This is a genomic window from Paractinoplanes atraurantiacus (genome assembly GCF_900215205.1).
In the GTDB taxonomy this organism is placed as follows: Bacteria; Actinomycetota; Actinomycetes; order Mycobacteriales; family Micromonosporaceae; genus Actinoplanes; species Actinoplanes atraurantiacus.
In genome coordinates this window covers 124,323-143,225 of sequence record NZ_OBDY01000027.1, presented here as the reverse complement: position 1 = coordinate 143,225, position 18,903 = coordinate 124,323, and the positions used below count along the sequence as shown (strand labels likewise).

The following is an 18,903-nucleotide window of genomic DNA, read 5'->3' as shown; positions in this document are numbered from 1 at the left end:
CATGTCGGAAGACACCATCCGGGTCGGCAGCCTGAGCGCGGAACGGCAACTGACGCTCAATGCGAGCCCGGACCACATCACCGCCGGCGGCGTCGTGCAACTCGTCGCCACCGCGGCCAGACTGACCGGCGAGTACGACGTCACCTGGCGCGTGGAGGGCCCGGTGACGCTGCCCGACGGCGGGCTGGGCATCACCAGCATCACCGGCCGCCACCACGATTTCGGCGACGGCGACGACGATGAGGGCGACGGGCCCGTCATCCGGGCCACCCTGGACACGTCCGCCCTGGCGGTCGGCCAGTGGACCGTACGGATCGAATTGCAGCGCACCGGCTTCGGCGACGGCGGGGAGGTGAGCCGCGACACCGTGGTGAGGGCCAGCGACCGGTTCCGGGTGTCGCCGCGCCCGTTCACCGCGGGCGACGACGTCTCGGTGTCGATGCGGCGGGCGGCGGTGGCGCCGACCACCGACCAGTCGCTGTGGGTCGCGATCCGCAACAGCACCGCCAACATCAGCTTCAACCCGTACATCGACTTCATCGACCGGGTCTGGCACGACAGCGACCCGGCGCGCAGCGCGCTCAACGGTCACCGCGCGCATCTGAGGCGCGTCGAGCGGCGTACGGCGCTGCCGTTCCCGCACGTCGAGCGCTACCGGCTGCTCAAGGCGGCCACCGAGGTCTTCCTCATGATCAACGTGCGGACCGATCCCGGCGACTTCCGCCACGTCGACCTCGAGCAGGAGAGCGCCCGGCTCAACCGCGACGTGACCGTGGGCGAGCTCGAGGAGCAGTTCCGGCGCTACCTGGTCGACACGCCCACCGGCGACGGCCGCGACCTGGACGTGCTGCCCTATCTCGACCTGGTGCGCCGGGCGCTGGGCGACGTGCCGGTGGTCGGCGCCGGCCGGCACGACGACGAGGCGTCGCTGGCCTTCGGGATCCTGGCCGAGAAGCTGACGAGGCCGGTGCTGATCGAGCCGATCCACGAGTACTGGCTGGAGTGCGGCGGCCTGATGCGCACCATCAACGCGATCACCTGGCGGTTCCAGAACCGGGCCAACCCCCATCCGGGGCGCGACCCGCTGGCCGGCGTCGACATCGACCCGCTGCGGCCGCTGAACAACGTGCTCTGGGGCTGGCTGCGCGACGCCGACCACCGGCTGACCGAGGCGCAGCGCCGCGACGAGTACAAGCACCACTACGGCCTGCCGCCCGGACCGTCCGACCGCCGGCTGGCCGACACCCGCACCCGGTTCATGGGCGCCTTCCACAGCCTGCTGGCCGAGTGCCTGCGCTTCTACGAGGACGACGACCTGACGGTGAAGATCGCCAACGGTTTCGACGTGCTCAACAGCCTGAAGGAGACCCACCTTCTGCTCACCCAGGGCGCGCACAACCAGTACGGCGACCTGCCGTGGACGGCCCGGCACGAGTTCCTGATGGCGCAGTGGATTCTGAGCCGCGCCGAGATCCGGGACTTCCTGCCGCACCAGGTCATGGTGGACACCCCGGAGAGCTGGATGCGCTCGGTCGACTCGATGAACCGGCTCCAGCGCTGGTCCGACGTGTCGGCGCAGCACTACCGCGACCTGGCCGAGTTCGCCGAGCAGCTGCTGCTGGGCATCCGGTTCGGGGCGTGGACGTCGGTCAACGACCCGGACCAGGCCGCCAACTGGGCCCGCTACTTCCGGCGCGAGGTGCAGCAGTACTGCCACGCGTACCAGGCGGTGACCGGGCAGGGCGTGCACCGGCGGGCGCACTCACCGGCCGCGCTGGGCCGTGAGGCCTCCAACGGGTACGCGCGGCGCCCGCAGCAGTCGGTGTTCCCCGGCTGACCATGGGCACGCCGATCATCGACGCGCACTGTCACGCGGGGCCCGGTGACGGATTCACCGGGCCCTGGGACACCGCGGCGCCGCTGGACGCCTATCTGCGCCGGTGCGACCGGGCCGGCATCACCCGCTCGAACCTGTTCGCGGCCTTCCACTCCGACTACGCGGCGGCCAACGAGCAGGTGGCCCGGATCGTCGCCGCCCGGCCCGGCCGGTTCACCGGCTTCGCCATGGTGCACGCCGACCGCGACCGGGGCCGGGTGCCCGCGATGATCGCCCGGGCGGTCGACGGCCTGGGCTTCTGCGGGATCAAGGTGCACCGGCACGACGCCCGGCTCAGCCGGGAGATCTGCGAGACGGCCCGGCAGTGGCGGCTGCCGGTGCTCTACGACCCGGCCGGCGACACCGGCACGGTCGCCCTGTTCGCGGCCGAGTTCCCCGACGTCGACTTCGTCATCCCCCACCTGGGCAGCTTCGCCGACGACTGGACGGCGCAGACCACGTTCATCACGGTGCTGGCCGAGCACCCCAACGTCTACACCGACACTTCGGGGATCAGAAGGTTCGATCTTCTCGTACGGGCGGTGCGCCGCGCCGGAGCGCACAAGGTGCTGTTCGGCTCGGACGGGCCGTGGCTGCACCCGGGCCTGGAACTGGCCAAGGTGCGCCTGCTGGGGCTGCCGCGCGCCGCCGAGGAACAGGTCCTCGGCGGCACCTTCCTGCGGCTCACCTCGCGGGTACGCCGCCCGCGGCCCGCGGCACCGGTATCCCCAGCGTTCGCGCTGCCCGGCCCGCGTCCCCGTCCGCGCTGATCAGGGCCGAGCGCAGCGCCTCCTCCTCGACGCCGACGGTCAGGTCGGCCAGGGTGGCGCCGCGGCGCAGCCGGTCACGCACCCACCCCTGCAGCCGGGTGTCGGCGGCCGGGACGCCCGGGCCGGGCCGTTCCGCCTCGGGCACGTCGCCCAGGCTGATCTCGTCGCCGCCCAGATGGCGGTGGATGATGCGCAGGGCGAGCGCCCGCAGATCCCGTACGTTGCCCGGATAGGCCCTTTGCAGCAGCAGTTCCCGCACCGCCGGCGACAGCCGCGGTGGCACCTTCTCCGCTTCCTTGAAGAAGTGCTCCACCAGCGGGATCACGTCGTCGAGACGCTCGCGCAGGCTGGGCAGCCGCAGCGTGCAGCCGGAGATGCGGTGGAAGAAGTCGGGCCGGAAAGTGCCGACGGCCTGCCCGGCGGCCAGGTCGCGGTTGGTCGCGCAGATCAGCCGGAACGAGCTCTTGCGCCACAGGTTGCTGCCGACCCGCTTGAACGTGCCCTCCTGGATGACCCGCAACAGCTCGGCCTGCAACGTCACCGGCAGCTCGCCCACCTCGTCGAGGAACAGGGTGCCCCCGTCGGCCAGCTCGAAGGCGCCGGTGCGCGGGGCCGAGGCGCCGGTGAAGGCGCCCTTCTCGTGCCCGAAGAACTCCGAGCCGGACAGGCTCGGCACGATGGTGCTGCAGTCGAGGATGACCAGCTTCTTCTTGGCCGGCCGGGCGTCGAGGTCGTGGATCAGCTGGGCCAGGCGCTCCTTGCCGGTGCCGCTCTCGCCGGTGATCAGCACGGCGGCCGCGGTGAACCGGGCCGCCTCGACCGCCTCCCGCAGCACGGCCCGCCACACCGGGCTGTCGCCGACCAGGAACTCGCGCACGTACGGCCGGTCGAGCAGCACGTCGACGCTGTGCCAGCGGCGCAGCCGGCGGGCGACCAGCTCGGCCGTGGCGGCGCCGGCCCACACGACCACGTCGGAGGCGCCGGCCCGCAGCAGGGCCCAGCCGGTGTCACCGGCCGGTATCGGCACTGTCGACAGCACCAGCAGGCGGCCCGGCCCGGCCAGCCCCCGCACCCGGTCGGCGGCGCCCGGGTCGGACGCGTCGACGGCCAGCACGGTGTTGCGCGCGGTGGGCGACGCCCGCACGCCGGCGTCGCGCAGCGCGGCCCGCACGGGCGGCGCGGCGACCTCCAGGCGGGCCTCGACCAGCGCGGTGCCTTCCGGACTCATGCCCGCGCCTCAGTTTCTCGAGGCGCCGGCCCTGGTGGTTTTCGCGGGAGCTTTGCGGGGCCGCGCCTTGGGCCGGGCCTCACCGTTCGACTTGGCCGCCTCACCGTTGGACTTCCCGGCCTCGGCGCTCGTCTTGCTCCTCTCGGCACGGCCCGTCCCGGCGCTGCCCGTCTCGGCGCTGCCTGTGGACCTCGCGGTCGTCGTCAGGGACCTGCGGTCGCGGTCGCCGTAGCCGTCGTGGTCCGGGTCGACGTAGCCGCCGTCGAGGTCGCCGTGGCCGGTGACCTCCAGCGCCAGCACGTCCTCGATGACCTCGAACTGGATGTCGCCGGGCTGCGCCGGCTTGGGCACGATGCCGGCGTCGCAGACCGCCTGCTGCGTGGCCGTGGCCGACTCGGTGGCCTCGGCGGCGGTCTGCCAGTCGCGGAAGGAGCGGGCGATCAGCCGCCGGTCACCACCGAAATAGGTCACCAACTCCCAGGCATAGCGGTGGTTCCGGCGCCGGACGATCTCGAAGAAGAAGGGGTTCACGGCGATACCTCCGTAGCAGCTTTCTCATCGTGGACGAGCAGGTCGGGAAGGGGTGAGGACAATGTCATGAAGCCGATTCTTCCGACGTTTCGCACTAGGGGCGCCCGCGCTGGTAGGCCGCGAGGGCCCGCTGACCGAAACCGCGCCGCCGGGCCAGCTCCTGTTGCACGGCCGGGTCGCCCGGCTTGCCGTTGAAAACGACGGCGGGCACCTCGAAGCGCAGCACGACGATGTCGGAGGCCTGCTCCACAGTGACCGCCGGCGAGCGCAGCACGGCGTCGACCGCCCGGTAGTCGCGGCCGAGCTCGGTGACCAGGTAGTCGACCTGTGCGGGAAGGTCGGACAGGATGGCGGCGCCGGGCCGGCGGCCGTCGAAGGTGTGCGTGAAAAGGCCCGCCCGGCGGTTGGCGCTGGTCCACTGGGCCAGGCCGACTCCGGGCAGCTTCGGGCCGAGCCCGCGTTTGCTGTCCCGGTCGCGGATCTGCTCCGGCGTGAAGGTGCGCACCTGCCCGTCGAAGCCCTGCGCCCGCGTGGGCGTGGTCTCGGCGCTGCCTTCGATCCGCTCCGGGATCACACCGGACTCGGCCATGAGGTTGCCGACCAGCCCGGCCGCCCCGGCGACCGGATAGCGGTACCGCTGCACCAGCAGTTCCATGACCCGCGCGGCCCGTGCGTTCACATCACCGAGCGCGGCCGGCGCGGGCGGTCCAGCGGTTGCCGGCGGCGCGGCCGGAGTGGGCGGCCCGTACGGAACGCCGGGCCCGTGCGGCGTGGGCGGCGCGGCTGACGCGGGTGGCGCGGCCGTGCCTGCTGTGCGCGGGCCTCTCGTACTGATGATCGCGAAGAACGTGCTCTGCCGGCCGGCGGTGCTCAGCCGCCCGTCGGGCCGGGTGGTCAGCCATTTCTCGCCGACGGTCTGGCCGACGTTGCCGCCGATCACCCGGACGCGGCCCTGCTGGATCTCGGTGACCACGTCGCAGTGCGTGGACCGGGTCTGCGCGTCCCCGATGTTGTCGTAGGTCGCCCCGCTGCCGGCCCGCGCGTTGCACACCAGGTCACCGATCCGGGGTGCGACCTCGTCGACGCGGTACGCCCAGAACGGGTTGCCGGTGACATTGCCCAGCCGGTTCCGGCGGGCGGCCCGGATGTAGGTCTGATGCGCCGGCGAATAGGCGAAATGGGCCCCGGCGCCGGCGGTCCGCATGACGTACGAGATGAAGACCGCGCTCCACGGGTGCACCCCTTGATAGGCCGGATTCTGCAACTGGGCGTCGGTGACCGGAACGCCGACACCGACGCGGTAGTAGTCGCGCAGGATCGGGCCGGCGGCGGGCATCATCTCGGTCAGCGCGGCCCCACCGCCCGGCCGCCACCGCCGGAACTCGGCCCGCGCCACCTGAGCGATCCGCTCGCTGAGCTGGGTTGCCGGAGGCCCACTCGGCGGCTGCGCGGCCGGAAGCCCCCGCGAGGGCGGCGGCGCGGGCGCAGCGCTGCCCGCGATGGCGGGCGCCACGCCGGGGAGGTCGGCCGCCGGGTCGGTGAGCAGTCTCCCTCCGTACGCGCCGGGAATGTCGTTATGGGGTGTTGTCGTGCGCTCGACCCGGAAGCGCGCCGTCCTCGGCACCTCACGGGCCACCCTCTGGCTGTTGGCCGCCGTTCCCTCCCCGGCCCGGAAGATCACCCGCATGGCGCCGTTGCCCGCCTTGCGCCGCGCCCACGCGATCAGCGGCGCCGGGTCGGTGTAGAGCGCGTCGAACGCGTACACCTGGTCCGGATCGGCCTCGCCGACGATCTGCATCAGCGCCGCCCCGCCCCCGGAGTGCGCGGTGAGGATCAGCCGCCCCCGCGTGGCCCCGGCCCCGGTCACCCCGTTGAAACGCCGCAGCGCCTCGTCGACCAGCGCAGCGACCGCCCCGCGCCGCCGCAGCGCCGGAAAGCTGAACCCGTGACCCGACCGCCCACCGAAGAAGTGCCCCCGCGGCAGCACCCCCAGCATCGGCCGCCCGCCGAGGTCGAGCCCGCTGATCGGCAGCTTGTCGCGGACCAGGTTCATCCCCCGCCCCCGCGCCGAGAACCCGTGCAGATGCACCACCACGTCCACCCGCGCCCCGGCCGGCACCCGGTTCCACCGCAGCACCAGATCGGGCGGGCTGCCGACGTGCCGCGCCAGCAGCGGCAACTGACCGACCACCAGCCGCCCGGGCATGGCCTGCCGTCGCGCCTCGCGGTGTTCGAGCACCGCGGTCGAAGCCGTCATCGCCGACCCTCCTACCGATAGCTCTCCCGCAGCAGGCAGCAAGAACCGGGCCAGCCTTCTAGGGTGATCGGCGTGACGGCAAAGGGAACACTGGCGTTCGCGAAGGTGATGGCCCACTGTGGCGGTTCGCCGTCCGCGGCGCTGAGCCACATCGTGCGGGAGATCGCCGCCGATCCCCGCGACCCCGGGCCGTACGCGGCGCTCGACGAACTGCGGCAGGAGCTGCCGGCCGAGGTCGCCGCCGCTCTAGCCGCGGCTGACACCATCGGCCCCGTGGTCGCCGGCGCCTACTTCGCCTACGCCGACGGCGACATGGACGAGGCCGTCAAGTGGCTCGGCCCGGCGTGCGGCTATTCACCGGAGGTGCCGTGGGCCCGCGCGCCCTGGTTCGGCGACCCGCGCTTCCTCGCGACGGTGACCCCGGTTGCGCTGGCCGAGGCCACCATGCGGATCAGCGACCCCGGCCGCGACCTCACCACCGTGCTCGCTGTGGAGTGCCTCGAGCCGTGGTTCGCGGCCATCGAGACCGTGTGCGACCGCGACCCGATCCCCGACCAGATGGCCCGCATGGCGATCCTGCTGCGCGCGTGTGGCCGGACCACCGAGTCGTTCGCTTTGTGCGACCGAGCCGACGCGGTGCGGCCCGTGATGCTGACGGAGGTCGTGCGGGCCGGCACCTGGCGCGCGCTGGGCAACCGCGCGGAGGCCTCCGCCGCTTTCCACCGCGCTCTGGCCCTGGAGCCGGGCAACTGGTCGCTCTACCTCGACCTGGCCGACCTCGCCGCCGAGCAGGGCGAGTTCGCGGAGGCGGCCGCCCTGGCCACCCGAGGCGAGGACTTGGAACCACACGACGTGACAATGGCGGCAGCCGCAGCTGCCTACCGAGCTCGGGCGACCGGCGCCCCCACCGATCGGCAACGATTCGCCGAGCTGGCTTCTCAGGTGCCAGAGCCCTACCGGGGCACGCTCGCCGGCTACGCCTCGGCCTCTTGAGGGTCAAGACCGCAGCAATCGGCAGATCTCCGCGTCGAGCAGCGCCAGGTTCGGGCGGTCAGAGCCGTCCCACCACAAAATCTGGTCCACTTCGTTGTTGGGTTCGAACGGCGTGCGGCCGGTGAGGGCCGCCGCGAAAACCGCCGCGTACTCCAGGCGGTCGTCCGGCTTCAGCCGGAACGTGGCCGGCCCTCGGTAGGTGACCACCGGTGCTTCCTGGCCGGTCTCCTCGACGAACTCGCGAACCACCGCTTCCTCGGCTGTCTCGCCGCACTCGATCATGCCGCCGGGCAGCTCTCGTGCTCGGCGACCACGAGGGCCAGCGGAAGCGGGATTCCGGGATCGAGCCGCTCGAGGTCCCGCTCGTGTCCCGGCCGGAAGTCCAGAAGCTCGTTGCCCTGGGCATCCACCGTGATCGGCGACGTCATGCGCGACAGTATGACGCCAGGCTTCGGCGCTCACCGTGGTCGATGCGCTACGGGGTTGCGTGATCCATGTAGGGTTCGCCGCGCCGGGCGGGAACGTGCCCGGGCCGGTGTGTAAAGGGGACCAGGGTGGACAGACGCGGGCTTGTGCTCGGTGGGGCGGTGGTGGTCGCGGCCGCGGCGGCGCTCTCGGGGTGTTCGGCCAAGGACGAGGCGGCGCCCACTCCGGGGCTGGAGGAGCGCGGCACGGTGCTGACCACCGTGAAGCCGGCTCGGCAGAACCTGTCGAACCAGATCAGCCTGACCGGCAAGGTGGCCATCAACCCGCTGTTCGGCATTGTCGCGCCGACCGCTGGGGAGATCCGCTACGTGCAGCGCAAGCCGAACAAGACGCCGGCCGCGCAGCCGCTGTGGGTGGCGACCGTGTGGGACGACGGGACGCCGCGGCGGATCAACATTCCGGAAGGCTCGATGCTGGCCGGCCGGCTGATGGACGACCGGGCCGAGGTCAGCGCGGGCATGCCGATCATCTCGGCGCGGCACGGAGGCTACGGCATCGTCGCCGACATCGACAGCGCGTCGGCCTACCGCATCTCGGGGGCCGCCAAGACGGTCACCGGTCAGATCAAGAACGGTCCAGGGCCTTTCGGTTGTACGGCGCTGGGCACCATCGCCGCGTTGCCGGCCGGCACGATCCCCGAGCCGCCCACGCCCACCACCACGGCGCCGAGCCCGGACCCCTCGGGCGCGCCCGTCGTCCGCGTGCCTGATCCGGAGAGCACCGAGACCGCGCCGGAAGGCTCGGAGCCGACCGGCATGCAGCTGGTCTGCGCCCCGCCGGCCGATGTCAAGCTGATCAACGGCGCCGAGGTCACGCTGTCGGTCGTCACCGACCGGGCCAGCAACGCCATGGTGCTGCCGGTCGAGGCGGTCGCCGGCACGCAGGGCCGCGGCAAGGTCGACGTGCTCACCGCCGACCGCACCCGCAAGACGGTCGAGGTGGTGCTGGGCCTGTCCGACGGCAAGGTCGTGCAGATCAAGTCGGGTCTGCGCGGCGACGAGGAGATCGCCGTGCCCGGCCCCGACCTGCCGGCGCCGGCCGAGGGCCCGAAGTGATCGAGCTGACCGGGATCACCAAGGTCCTCAAGGGACAGTCGGAGCCCCGTACCATCCTCGACGGTGTTGATTTGTCGGTGGCGGCCGGGCAGAGCGTGGCCATCGTCGGGCGCTCCGGTTCCGGCAAGAGCACGCTGCTCAGCGTCATCGGCCTGTTCGACCGCCCCGACCAGGGCCGTTATGTGCTGGCCGGGCAGGACATCAGCCGGGTGCCGGAGCGCCGCGCGGCCAAGCTGCGCAGCTCGCACTTCGGGTTCGTGTTCCAGCGGTTCTTCCTGCTCAAGCATCTGACGGCGGCCCAGAACGTGGCGATGGCACTGGTCAACGGGCAGGGCTGGCTGCCGCGCCGGGAGCGCCGGGCCCGGGTGATGCAGGCCCTCGACCAGGTCGGCATCGCGCATCTGGCCAAGAACCGTCCGGCCAAGATGTCGGGCGGGGAGCAGCAGCGTGTGGCGATCGCGCGTGCCCTCGTACGCAATCCTCAGGTTCTGCTCGCCGATGAGCCGACCGGCGCGCTGGACACCGAGACGGGCACGCTCGTCATCGACGCGCTGCTCGGCGCGACCGAGCGGGGATGCGCGCTGATCCTGGTGACCCACGACCGTGACCACGCGGCCCGGATGGGGCGCATCCACGACCTCGTCGACGGGGTTCTGACCGAGCGGGTGCGGGCATGATGCGGCTCTCGGGCCGGTTCCGGTCCTCCCTGATCATCGGCATCCAGGGCATCCGCGCCCGCAAGCTGCGAACCTTGCTGTCGATGGTGAGCCTGTTCCTGGGCGTTCTGGCCGTCGTGGTCGTGCAGGCCGGCGCCAGCATCGCCGAGCGGGCGCTGCTGTCCGACCTCGAGCTGACGTACGGCTACGACGGCACCCGCACGATCGGCATGCCGCCGGAGCAGAAGGCGGCCGATGCCGTGCTCACGTCGGTGAAGGGCCGCACCGACGCGGTCGCGGGGATCTCCATGCAGGGCATCATCGGCGAGCCCGGCGTGCGCCCGGTGAACGAGGGCGGCGCCCCGATCGGCCAGGACTGGGGCGGCGGTCAGGTCTGCTTCGCCGACGGTCACTGCGAGGAGCCGTCCGGGCCGAAGGGCGCGGCGGTGGAGGTACGCCTGACCGCGCTGACCGGCGACATCCGCCAGTTCCGCCCGTTCCGCACGGTGTCGGGCACCTGGCTCGACTTCACGACCGTGCCGTCGATGGCGCCCCGGCTGGTCCTCAACCAGGAGGCGGCCAAGGGCTTCCGGCAGTACCAGGTGCCGGCCGAGATGCGCGTACGGGGCACCACCGCCAACCTGACGCCACGGTTCGTGGGCGTGGTCGACGACGGCGGCACCGAACCCCGGGCGTACGTCCGCGTGGACGAGCTGGCCACCTGGATGCCGCCCGGCAAGCTGGTCGACCCGAACACGGCCGGCGAGATCAACGTGATGCTGCGGCCGGGCTCCCCGGTCGAGCAGGTCCTGACGGCGAAAATCAAGGCGGCGGGCCTGGAGACTTACGTCAATGATGTCAACAACCGCGAACAGCAGGAGGACCAGCTACGCCTGATGCGGCTGGTGTTCTTCTCGATGGCCGGCCTGGTCCTGCTCATCGGCGTCGCCGGCATCCTGAACGTCGGCCTGGCCACGGTCGGCGAACGGGTCGAGGAGTTCGCCCTGCGCCGCGCCGTGGGAACCCCGCGCTCCCTGCTGGCCGGCATCGTCCTGGCCGAGACCCTACTGACCGGCCTGCTGACCGCGGCCGCCGCGATCGGCGCCAGCGCCCTGGCCCTGAAGGCGGCAACCACCCTGGCTGGCAACACCCACCCGATCCTCGACAACGTCCAATTCCCCTGGGAGGCCGGCGTGGCCGGCATCATCGCCGGCATAGTGGCCGGCATCCTCGGCGGTTTCGTCCCCGCCTTGCGCGCCGCCGGCATCCCGATCGCCACGGTCATGCGCGCCTGAGGCCGGGCGCCGTGGTGCGCCGTCAGGTTGCCGCGGCGACCGGTGGCCGGCCGCGGCGCGCGAGATGTTCCTGGAGGGCGGCGTGCCGGAACTGATAGAGCGCGCCGGACTGCCGGAGCACGCCCCGGTTGCGGGCCTCGTCCAGAAAGCCCATCAGCGACAGGGGCATCGGGCCGGCCGCGCGCAGCATGATCCGAGCCAGGTTGAGGGTGCCCCAGGCGCTGCGCATGACGATCGCGAGCGCGACGGCGAAACCGATCGCCAGGGCTCTCGGCACATCCATCCAGATCCACGCCGCGATCGCGGCGGCCGGGGCGAACGCGGCCACCGCGGCCAGAGTCTGGCGGCGATCGGCGACCAACAGCTCACGGGGGCTGGTCGCCGGGTCGTCGTCCTGGAACGGGGCGAACGCGTGGCTGCCGAACACGAAGCTGACTCCGATCGCGGCACCGCACAGGACACCAGTCACCGCTCCCGCGGCGTATCCCATCAGCCCGCCGCCGGCCGTCGCGAGAAGCAGGCCGACGGCAACGCCGCGCAGCGGGATGCCGCGTGGGGAGAATCGTTCGGGCCGCTCGACCGGCGGCTCGCGGAGCAGGAAGATCGACAACACCGCGGTGATCACCGCGTACTGCGGGCCCATCGCAAGCCCGAAGGCCACGGCGAGGCTGGACGCGGCGACCGCCCACCGTGCCGCGCGCAATGTCCTCGGTGGTACCGCGAGATGGAGCTGCCACCAGGTGAGCTGATAGGTCTTCTGGTCCGCCAGATGGCGGGCGAGCAGGGTCAGCGCGTCGCCCGCGGCCGCCGTCAGGGCCGGGCTGCGCCGCGGGTGCCCACCGATCGCCGACGTATAGACGGTGGGGATCAGCCCGGTGAGCAGATGCTGCCGGATCCCGTCCGCGGTCGCGGCCCAGCCGGCGTCCACGAGCTCGTCCGGATCGGTGTGAGCGCCGCGGTAAAGGACCAGCGCCAGTGAGGCCATCAGCGGTGTGGACAGCGCCTCGGCCGGCGGGGACGGCGCCTTCGCGGTGAGCCGCGCGCGTACCCGGGTCCACCGCCCCGGGTCGTGGGCGCTGCCTTCCTCCAGGTAACGCGCCACGTCGAACGCCGCGAGCGGAAGCAGTTCCACGACGGGCGCGGTCGGCCGCCGTCCGGCGGCGCGGACCGCGATCTCGTATTCCGTGGTCCGTGACGTGAGCACGAAGCGCCGGGCCACTCCTCCCCTTGCGGCGGCGATGCCGTTCAGCGCGGCGGCCTGCCGGTCACGCGGCAGTTCGTCCAGGCCGTCCAGGATCGGCAGCACGAGACCTCGGGCCGCCAGTTCGCGGGCGAGGGTCCGGCGCTGCCCGGTCGCGCTGGTCACCAGCCGGCCCAGTCGCCGGCTGAGCAGCGCCAATTGGCCGGCCACCCAGTCGTCGAGATCGAGCTGCGGGTCCCAGCCCGCGACCGGGAGGAGCACCGGCACCGGCTGGCCCGGCCGGCGTCGTTCGAGCAGTTGGAGGGTCAGCTCGAGCGCGACGATCGACTTGCCGCTGCCGGCGTCGCCGACCACCACCAGGCGACGCGGCGAATGGTGGCCCTCGAACACGTCGGCGATCCGGTCCAGGGTGCCGTCGAACGACACCGGCCCGGCGCCGGGCCGGCCGCGGGCCGCGGCCCAGCTGGTCATCATCGTGCGGGACCGCTTCGTCACGGTCCAGCGCACCGGCAGCAGCCACGGGTCGTGTATCGAACGCGCGGCCCGCTCGGTGCCCCACTGCTCGGACTGCACCCAGGCCAGGGCGTCCACGGCATCTTGGACACGCTCATCTGTGGCGTCGTCGCCGCCCCGGCGCCACAACCACAGCAGCAAGGAGACCACGGCGACCAGCACGGCGACGAAGACGCTGATGATGCTCGCCCACTGATCGGACTTCGCCCGCCCCTCGCTCAGGAAGAAGGCGGTCAGCGCGGCGGCGGCCACCGAACTGGCCACGATCACGACGATGAACCAGAGCCGCGGGCGCTTCGCCAGTGCCACCACGAGGACATTATGGTCGGTGGCCGGTCACGGACAGGTCAGCCGATCCGGTGACCCCATTCCGAGCACGGGCACGGCCGGAGCCCTGCGCGGGATCCGGCCGTTGCGCGAGGGTGATCTCAGATGCGGTGGTTCGCGTACGCCGGGACCCGCGCCGGAGCCGGGACGCTGGCCCGGCCGATGGGCGTGGTTGGGGGCGCTGCCACCGGCGCCGGGTGGGGCCAGGGCAGGAAGCGCAGTGGGCGCTTGGCGGCCAGGTCCTCCACCCAGCCGAAGAACAGGACCGCGTTGATGAGCAGGGCCAGGGCTATCACGCTGTAGCTGATCTCCTCGCCGGTCTCGCCGAAGATCCAGGTGTTGAGGGCGTCGCCGATCGGGAAGCACAGCGCGATGGCCACGTTGTTCCACAGGTAGATCGTCACCGCTCGGGCGTTGATCAGCGTGACCCAGTTGTCCAGGCCCCGGCGCCTGGTCAGCCAGGCCATGTCGGGCTGCCAGCGGAGCAGGGCCAGGACGAAGCCGATCTGGTAGACGCCGTAGGCCACCGGCATGTCCTGCAGGACGCCGTCGGCGGCGTGCCGGTGCGCCCACACCAGCGCGCCGGCCACGGAGACCAGGGCCAGGGCCGTGATCAGCCAGCCGTTGACCATTCGCAGGGTGCCGTCACGGTGGGCGAAGCCCAGGATCCAGCAACCCGCGTACATCAGAAGGTCTGTTCCGACCTCCTGGAAGTTGGGGTTGGACGGCCAGGTCGGCCACACCGTCAACGCCAGCAGCAATGCCAGCGGCGCGACGATGGTCAGCAGGCGGGCGCGGCGGTAGAGCCACAACATCACCGGGGACAGGGCCACCAGCCACAGATAGGTGACCAGGTACCAGATGACCTCCTGCGCCTGCAGGCCGGCCTCGCTGGACGGCGGCGAGACGAACGGCACCACCCAGGCGATCAGGTGCCACAGGGCCGGGCGTTCGTCCCAGCCGAGCAGCAGCATGGCGGGAACGACGAACAAGCCGAGGACCCAGTACGCCGGAAGGAGCCGCCGCACCCGTCCCCAGATGACCTTTCCCCATGAAGGCTTCCGCGCCAGCGAGTTCGCCATCAGCGAGCCGGCGAGCGCGAACATCACGCCCATCGACGGGAAGACCAGCTCCAGGACGGCGAACGGGAACATGTGGTACACCGACACCCGGATGATCGCCAGCACCCGCAGCGTATCGAAATACCGGTCGCGCGTCGGCGCTCTTGTCTCGGCCACGACAGCCCCTCCCACAGCACACGATGAGGCGGCTCACGCTAGGAGTCGATCTTGTTCGTGTGCTGTGGGCGGGCTGTCCGCTAACCTTGCGCGGTCGCGTACGCGGCCGAGCCGATCAGCTCGAGCGACACCTGGAGCCTCTCGAGGCTGATGTTCTTGGCGATGGTGTCCTCGGGGCTGTGGTACGGCGGCTCCAGCAGGGCCGGCGACTCCTCGCCGCGCCACGAGAAGTTCGCGGCGGCGATGCCGACCTCCTGGAACGACTGGTGGTCGCTGGAGCCACGCAACGTCACCGGCGAGATGCGCGGCGCGTAACCGAGACGCTCGGCGGCGGCGGCCACCTCGTCGGTCGCCCGGTTGGCCAGGCCGGTGTACGACAGCAGCCAGTACCGGGTCGCCGGGTCCCAGCTCGTGGCCACCATGTCGTTCTGGTAGACGGCCAGGATGCGGTCCCGCTCGGCCTGCGGCAGCTGCGCCACGTAGTACCGCGAACCGATCAGCCCCTGCTCCTCCGAACCCCACAACGCGAAGCGCAGATGCGTCTTGCGCGGCAGGTGCCGCAGCACACGGGCCAATTCCAGATTGAGTACGGTGCCCGAGCCGTCGTCATTCGCGCCGGGCGCGCCGATGACGGTGTCGTAGTGGGCGCTCACCATGACGACCGGCTCGGTGCCGGCCGGCTTGCGCCGCGGGGCGTCCGCGATCACGTTGTGTGACGTGAGGTTGCGGTGGGCACGCGTCGTGACAGTCAGGATCAGCCGGCGCTTGGCCAGCAGGTCACGCAGCCGGTGCTTCTGGGCCTGGGCGACACCGACCACCGGGATGGCGACGGCGGTGGCCAGCACCGGGCTGAACGCCGAGGCGCGGCGCGGCTCGACCAGGTCGACCGGCAGGAAGACGACGGCGGCGGCGCCCTTCTCGACGGCGGTGGCCACCTGGGCGTCGCGCGACGCGGCCACGTAGTCGATCAGCACGATCTTGCCGGTGACGTCGGTGGTGTAGTTCTCCGGGGCGCCGGCCGCCACGTCGACTACCGTGCCGCGCACCCGGGTGTCGAGACCGCCCAGGGCGGACGCGCCCGCCTGCCAGTTCAGATCGCGGGGCAGCCCGGTCGGCGAGTCGAGCTGGGCGAGGAACTTGTCGGCGACGGGGAACGGCTGCAACGCGACGTCGTACCCCAAACGGTCCAAGGTCTTGGCGATGTAATCGGCGGCGATCTTCTCGGAGCGGGTGCCGCCGATGCGCGGGCCCATGTCGACCGACAGGACCTTCAGATGCTGCAGGGCACGCTCGGCCGACACGCGCCGGGCGACCTGGGTGTCGTGGCCGGTGAGCGCGGGCGGCCGCACGGCGCCGGGCCGCTGACCGGTGACGGCCCAGGCGGGGGCCGGCAGGGCCACGGTGGCCGCGCCGCCGAGCGCGACGGTCAGCATCCGGCGGCGGGTAACCGAGTTGTCCATGGGTCTCCTCCTCGTCTCAGGCGAGGACGGCGGCCTCGTGGGCCATCGTTCCCCGTCCCGGAAGAACCTATGGGCAATATCAGCGATCTTCAATAGCTACCGAAACCCTCAAGTACCGCGCCCGTTGCCGATTTACCCCGCAGGGAGGTCCGATGGACGACGTCACACGAGAGGCCATGCGCCTGCTCGAGGAGGCGCAGGCGGGCGGCACGCACGAGGCACTCGAGCGCGCCGGCACCCTGCTGCTCCAGGTCGGGGACCGCGCCTGCCTGCACTTCGTGCGGGCCGTCGCGTACGACGTGCTCGGCGACCCCACCTCCTCCGAACAGGCGCTCGACGAGATGCTCGCCGCCGCCGAACGCGAGGACAGCCCCGGCTGGCAGGCCTGCGCCCTGGGCACCCGCGCCTCCCAGCGGGCCCGGCTCGGCGAGACCCACGCCGTCGAATACGACCTCGACAGCGTCATGCGCGACCTGGTGCAGGCCGAGACGTACGCCGTCATCGAGACCGAGCCCGTGGCGGCCGTGCACGCCCGGGTCGCCATCGCCTTCGCCCTCATGGAGCTGCGCCTCTACGAGCTGGTCGGCCCGCACTACGAGGCCGCCTACGAGATCTGCGCCCACGACAGCAGCCAGAGCGGCAAACGCTCCATGTGGCTGATCAACCTGGCCGAGCTGCACCTGCACTGGGCCCTCGAGCTCTACCAGGTCGGCCAGGTCCAGCAGGCCGAGGACCACACGGCACAGGCGGAGGTGTACGCCGTGCGCGCCGCCGCCGAGGTCAGCGGGCCCGCCGCCGACGTGTGGCGAAGCTATGCCCTGCTCGCCGCCGCCTGCGCGAAGGCCGACCGGCACGATCCCACCACCGCCGCGGTCGAGATCTCAACCCATCAAGCCAAATTGCAGGCGTACGGGATGAGCCCGCTGGTCGTGGCGTTCTGCGAGCCCTTCCACGCGGTCGCGCTGCGCCGCACCGGTCGCCTCGACGAGGCCCTGGAACTGATCGGCCGCGCGGTGGCGGCCCTGCCCGGCGACGCCGGCGTGCTGATCACCTCGGCCACCCACCACACCCACGCGCTGCTGCTGGCCGCGCACGGCTCGGCCGACGCGAAGGCGGCGCTCGCCTACGGGGCCACGCTGGCCGCGGCCCTGTGGCAGCAGCGGCAGCGCACCCTGCACTCGTTCACCACGATGAAGTCGCTCGACCTGCTGCGCCGCCGCCACGAGCAGGCGGCCCGGGCGGCCGACCTGGACGCGCTGACCGGCATCGCCAACCGGCGCGCCTTCGACGAGGCGGTCAGGCGCACCCAGGACGGCGACGTGGCGGTGCTGGTCATCGACACCGACAAGTTCAAACAGATCAACGACACGGCCGGGCACGAGGCGGGCGACGCGGCGCTGCGGGCGATCGCGACGGCCCTGACCGCCAACGTCCGCGACCAGGACCTGGTGGCCCGCCTGGGCGGCGACGAGTTCGCGGTCCTGCTGCCCGGGCTGGACACCGGAACGGCCTACGAAATGGGCCGCAGAATGGTCGACGCGGTGCGGGCGCTCCCCGATTGCCCGGCCACCCTCAGCATCGGCGTGGCCGGCGGACCGGCCGTCGATCTCCAGGAAATCGTGCGGCGGGCCGATGCCGCGATGTACCGGGCGAAAAGGCGCGGCGGCGACGATGTCGAAGAGTGCGAGGACTACATCGAGCAGCTCCCGGCAGCCTAAATTTTCCGGCGCTTTTTGTTTATCACCAATGGTTTCAGCGGCCTCAGGAAAAACTTCCACCCAATCCGTTGGAGCGCCGTATTCGAATGCGGCAGATATGTTGAGCTGACCGGGTCGTAACGAAGACCCGGGAGGAAAAGAAATGCGTAAGACAAGCCGCCGTATGGCCTTGGCCGGCATGGTCCTGTTCACCGGAGCGGCCATGGCCCTGGCCCCCGCACAGGGCGCACTCGCCAACGAACCCGACGACGCGACGGCGAGCGCCGCCGGCGCCTACGCCCCGCCTCCTGAACACAAGTCCGGCATCTCCGGCATCGTGATCGCCATCTTCACCATCGACGGCCTGCCCGGCCTCAACAGCCTCACGAGCTGGCCCATGCCGATGGGCGGCTCCGGCGGCCCCGGCGCCCCGTGGCCGGGCCAGCAGCCCGGCCAGCCCGGCGGACCCCAGCCCGGCACACCGGCCGACACGACCGCCACCGAGCCGGCCACTTCCCAGCCCGGCACCTCCCAGCCCGGCACCTCCCAGCCCGCCAGTTCCGAGCCCGGCACTTCCGAGCCCGCTACGACCACACCCGCCTCGACCGAGCCCGCTGCCACCGAGCCGGCCGCCACCGACACCGCTACCGGCACGGACACGACCACCGGCACGGACACGACCACCGGCACGGACACCGCTAGCGGCGCGGACACCACGACCGGCACGGACACCGCGACCGGCACGGACACCGCTACTGCCCCCGGCGCGTCGGACGAGACCGCTACCGAGCCGGCCGCCGAACCCGCCACTGGCACCGAGACCACCACCGGCGCGGACACCGCGACCGGAACCGAGACCACCACCGGCGCGGATACCGCTGCCGGCACGGAGACCGCGACCGGCGCGAACACCGCTCCCGGCACGGAGACCGCCACTGGCACCGAGACCGCGACCGGCGCTGAGACCGCGACCGGTACCGAGACCGCCACTGGCGCTGAGACCGCGACCGGTACCGAGACCGCCACTGGCGCTGAGACCGCGACCGGCACGGAGACCGCGACCGACGTGACCGCGGGCGAGGCGACCGCGGCGCCGGCCACCGAAGTGACCACCGGCGAAGCCACCGCCACCGCTCCGGCCGCTGGTGAGGCGACCGCCGAGGCTCCCTCCGCCGGTGAGGCGACCGCCACCGCTCCCGCCGCCGGCGCGACCGCTGGTGAAGCTACCGGCGCCGAGACCACGGCGGCCGCGGACACCGGTGCCGCCACAGTGGAGACCGGCACCGCGACCGTCGAGGCCGCCCCGCCGGCCGTCTGACG

16 protein-coding genes are annotated in these 18,903 nt (G+C 72.1%); 8 read left to right on the top strand and 8 right to left on the bottom strand.

Annotated features, from left to right (window positions below; genetic code table 11):
- The first annotated feature begins 1 nt into the window (after position 1).
- Together CRP55_RS40255 and CRP55_RS40250 are read left to right on the top strand one after the other, a co-directional pair.
- Positions 2-1,837, top strand: coding sequence for a hypothetical protein (locus tag CRP55_RS40255; RefSeq protein WP_097327252.1), 1,836 nt, complete (start codon positions 2-4; stop codon positions 1,835-1,837).
- Between the two features lie 2 nt (positions 1,838-1,839).
- Positions 1,840-2,646 carry an amidohydrolase family protein gene (locus CRP55_RS40250; RefSeq protein ID WP_097327251.1) on the top strand — a complete coding sequence of 269 codons (807 nt, stop codon included), beginning with the start codon at positions 1,840-1,842 and terminating at the stop codon, positions 2,644-2,646.
- Here CRP55_RS40250 and CRP55_RS40245 read toward each other — a convergent pair.
- The 3 genes from CRP55_RS40245 to CRP55_RS40235 form a co-directional block, all read right to left on the bottom strand.
- Positions 2,561-3,874 (bottom strand): sigma 54-interacting transcriptional regulator, encoded by a 1,314-nt coding sequence (locus tag CRP55_RS40245; protein WP_097327250.1) that lies wholly within the window; start codon positions 3,872-3,874, stop codon positions 2,561-2,563. The genes CRP55_RS40250 and CRP55_RS40245 overlap by 86 nt on opposite strands.
- Positions 3,875-3,883: 9 nt before the next feature.
- Positions 3,884-4,405 (bottom strand): hypothetical protein, encoded by a 522-nt coding sequence (locus CRP55_RS40240; protein WP_097327249.1) that lies wholly within the window; start codon positions 4,403-4,405, stop codon positions 3,884-3,886.
- Positions 4,406-4,499: 94 nt separating this feature from the next.
- Complete coding sequence (locus tag CRP55_RS40235) at positions 4,500-6,662, bottom strand: phage tail tip lysozyme (protein WP_097327248.1); 2,163 nt, start codon at positions 6,660-6,662, stop codon at positions 4,500-4,502.
- A gap of 72 nt (positions 6,663-6,734) precedes the next feature.
- Between CRP55_RS40235 and CRP55_RS40230 the strand changes: the two genes are divergently transcribed.
- A complete protein-coding gene (locus CRP55_RS40230; RefSeq protein ID WP_143235269.1) occupies positions 6,735-7,655 on the top strand; it encodes a tetratricopeptide repeat protein in 921 nt (306 codons plus the stop codon).
- Positions 7,656-7,658: 3 nt separating this feature from the next.
- Here CRP55_RS40230 and CRP55_RS40225 read toward each other — a convergent pair whose 3' ends face one another.
- Entirely contained in the window at positions 7,659-7,937 is a 279-nt protein-coding gene (locus tag CRP55_RS40225; protein WP_101536239.1) for an NUDIX hydrolase, read from the bottom strand.
- Positions 7,934-8,083, bottom strand: coding sequence for a hypothetical protein (locus tag CRP55_RS53560; protein WP_179855542.1), 150 nt, complete (start codon positions 8,081-8,083; stop codon positions 7,934-7,936). Before CRP55_RS53560 ends, CRP55_RS40225 begins: the two co-directional genes overlap by 4 nt.
- A 126-nt stretch (positions 8,084-8,209) precedes the next feature.
- Between CRP55_RS53560 and CRP55_RS40220 the strand changes: the two genes are divergently transcribed.
- The 3 genes from CRP55_RS40220 to CRP55_RS40210 are packed head-to-tail and all read left to right on the top strand — an operon-like array spanning position 8,210 to position 11,147.
- Positions 8,210-9,196: an efflux RND transporter periplasmic adaptor subunit gene (locus CRP55_RS40220; RefSeq protein ID WP_179855541.1), complete on the top strand. Its 987-nt coding sequence runs from the start codon at positions 8,210-8,212 to the stop codon at positions 9,194-9,196.
- Positions 9,193-9,873, top strand: a complete 681-nt coding sequence (locus CRP55_RS40215; RefSeq protein ID WP_097327246.1) for an ABC transporter ATP-binding protein — start codon at positions 9,193-9,195, stop codon at positions 9,871-9,873. The genes CRP55_RS40220 and CRP55_RS40215 overlap by 4 nt, the downstream gene beginning before the upstream one ends.
- The gene (locus tag CRP55_RS40210; RefSeq protein WP_097327245.1) at positions 9,870-11,147 is read left to right on the top strand and encodes an ABC transporter permease; all 1,278 of its coding nucleotides are present in this window, start codon (positions 9,870-9,872) and stop codon (positions 11,145-11,147) included. The genes CRP55_RS40215 and CRP55_RS40210 overlap by 4 nt, the downstream gene beginning before the upstream one ends.
- A gap of 22 nt (positions 11,148-11,169) precedes the next feature.
- Here the strand turns inward: CRP55_RS40210 and CRP55_RS40205 are convergent, their stop codons facing one another.
- From CRP55_RS40205 to CRP55_RS40195, 3 genes are all read right to left on the bottom strand, one after another.
- Positions 11,170-13,173 (bottom strand): NACHT domain-containing protein, encoded by a 2,004-nt coding sequence (locus CRP55_RS40205; RefSeq protein ID WP_097327244.1) that lies wholly within the window; start codon positions 13,171-13,173, stop codon positions 11,170-11,172.
- Between the two features lie 116 nt (positions 13,174-13,289).
- The gene (locus CRP55_RS40200; RefSeq protein WP_179855540.1) at positions 13,290-14,426 is read right to left on the bottom strand and encodes an acyltransferase family protein; all 1,137 of its coding nucleotides are present in this window, start codon (positions 14,424-14,426) and stop codon (positions 13,290-13,292) included.
- Between the two features lie 80 nt (positions 14,427-14,506).
- On the bottom strand, positions 14,507-15,886 hold the full coding sequence (locus tag CRP55_RS40195; RefSeq protein ID WP_097327242.1) for a M28 family peptidase: 1,380 nt from the start codon (positions 15,884-15,886) through the stop codon (positions 14,507-14,509).
- 152 nt (positions 15,887-16,038) lie between these two features.
- Between CRP55_RS40195 and CRP55_RS40190 the strand changes: the two genes are divergently transcribed.
- Together CRP55_RS40190 and CRP55_RS40185 are read left to right on the top strand one after the other, a co-directional pair.
- On the top strand, positions 16,039-17,604 hold the full coding sequence (locus tag CRP55_RS40190) for a GGDEF domain-containing protein (RefSeq protein ID WP_097327241.1): 1,566 nt from the start codon (positions 16,039-16,041) through the stop codon (positions 17,602-17,604).
- 142 nt (positions 17,605-17,746) lie between these two features.
- The gene (locus CRP55_RS40185) at positions 17,747-18,901 is read left to right on the top strand and encodes a hypothetical protein (RefSeq protein ID WP_143235267.1); all 1,155 of its coding nucleotides are present in this window, start codon (positions 17,747-17,749) and stop codon (positions 18,899-18,901) included.
- The last annotated feature ends 2 nt before the right edge of the window (positions 18,902-18,903 follow it).

Bases quoted from the DNA above. Each gene is read 5' to 3' on its own strand.
- CRP55_RS40255 (WP_097327252.1), top strand. From the start codon at position 2: ATGTCGGAAGACACCATCCGGGTCGGCAGCCTGAGCGCGGAACGGCAA.
- CRP55_RS40190 (WP_097327241.1), top strand. From the start codon at position 16,039: ATGGACGACGTCACACGAGAGGCCATGCGCCTGCTCGAGGAGGCGCAG.
- CRP55_RS40250 (WP_097327251.1), top strand. From the start codon at position 1,840: ATGGGCACGCCGATCATCGACGCGCACTGTCACGCGGGGCCCGGTGAC.
- CRP55_RS40185 (WP_143235267.1), top strand. From the start codon at position 17,747: ATGCGTAAGACAAGCCGCCGTATGGCCTTGGCCGGCATGGTCCTGTTC.
- CRP55_RS40245 (WP_097327250.1), bottom strand. From the start codon at position 3,874: ATGAGTCCGGAAGGCACCGCGCTGGTCGAGGCCCGCCTGGAGGTCGCC.
- CRP55_RS53560 (WP_179855542.1), bottom strand. From the start codon at position 8,083: ATGACGTCGCCGATCACGGTGGATGCCCAGGGCAACGAGCTTCTGGAC.
- CRP55_RS40235 (WP_097327248.1), bottom strand. From the start codon at position 6,662: ATGACGGCTTCGACCGCGGTGCTCGAACACCGCGAGGCGCGACGGCAG.
- CRP55_RS40210 (WP_097327245.1), top strand. From the start codon at position 9,870: ATGATGCGGCTCTCGGGCCGGTTCCGGTCCTCCCTGATCATCGGCATC.
- CRP55_RS40195 (WP_097327242.1), bottom strand. From the start codon at position 15,886: ATGGACAACTCGGTTACCCGCCGCCGGATGCTGACCGTCGCGCTCGGC.
- CRP55_RS40225 (WP_101536239.1), bottom strand. From the start codon at position 7,937: ATGATCGAGTGCGGCGAGACAGCCGAGGAAGCGGTGGTTCGCGAGTTC.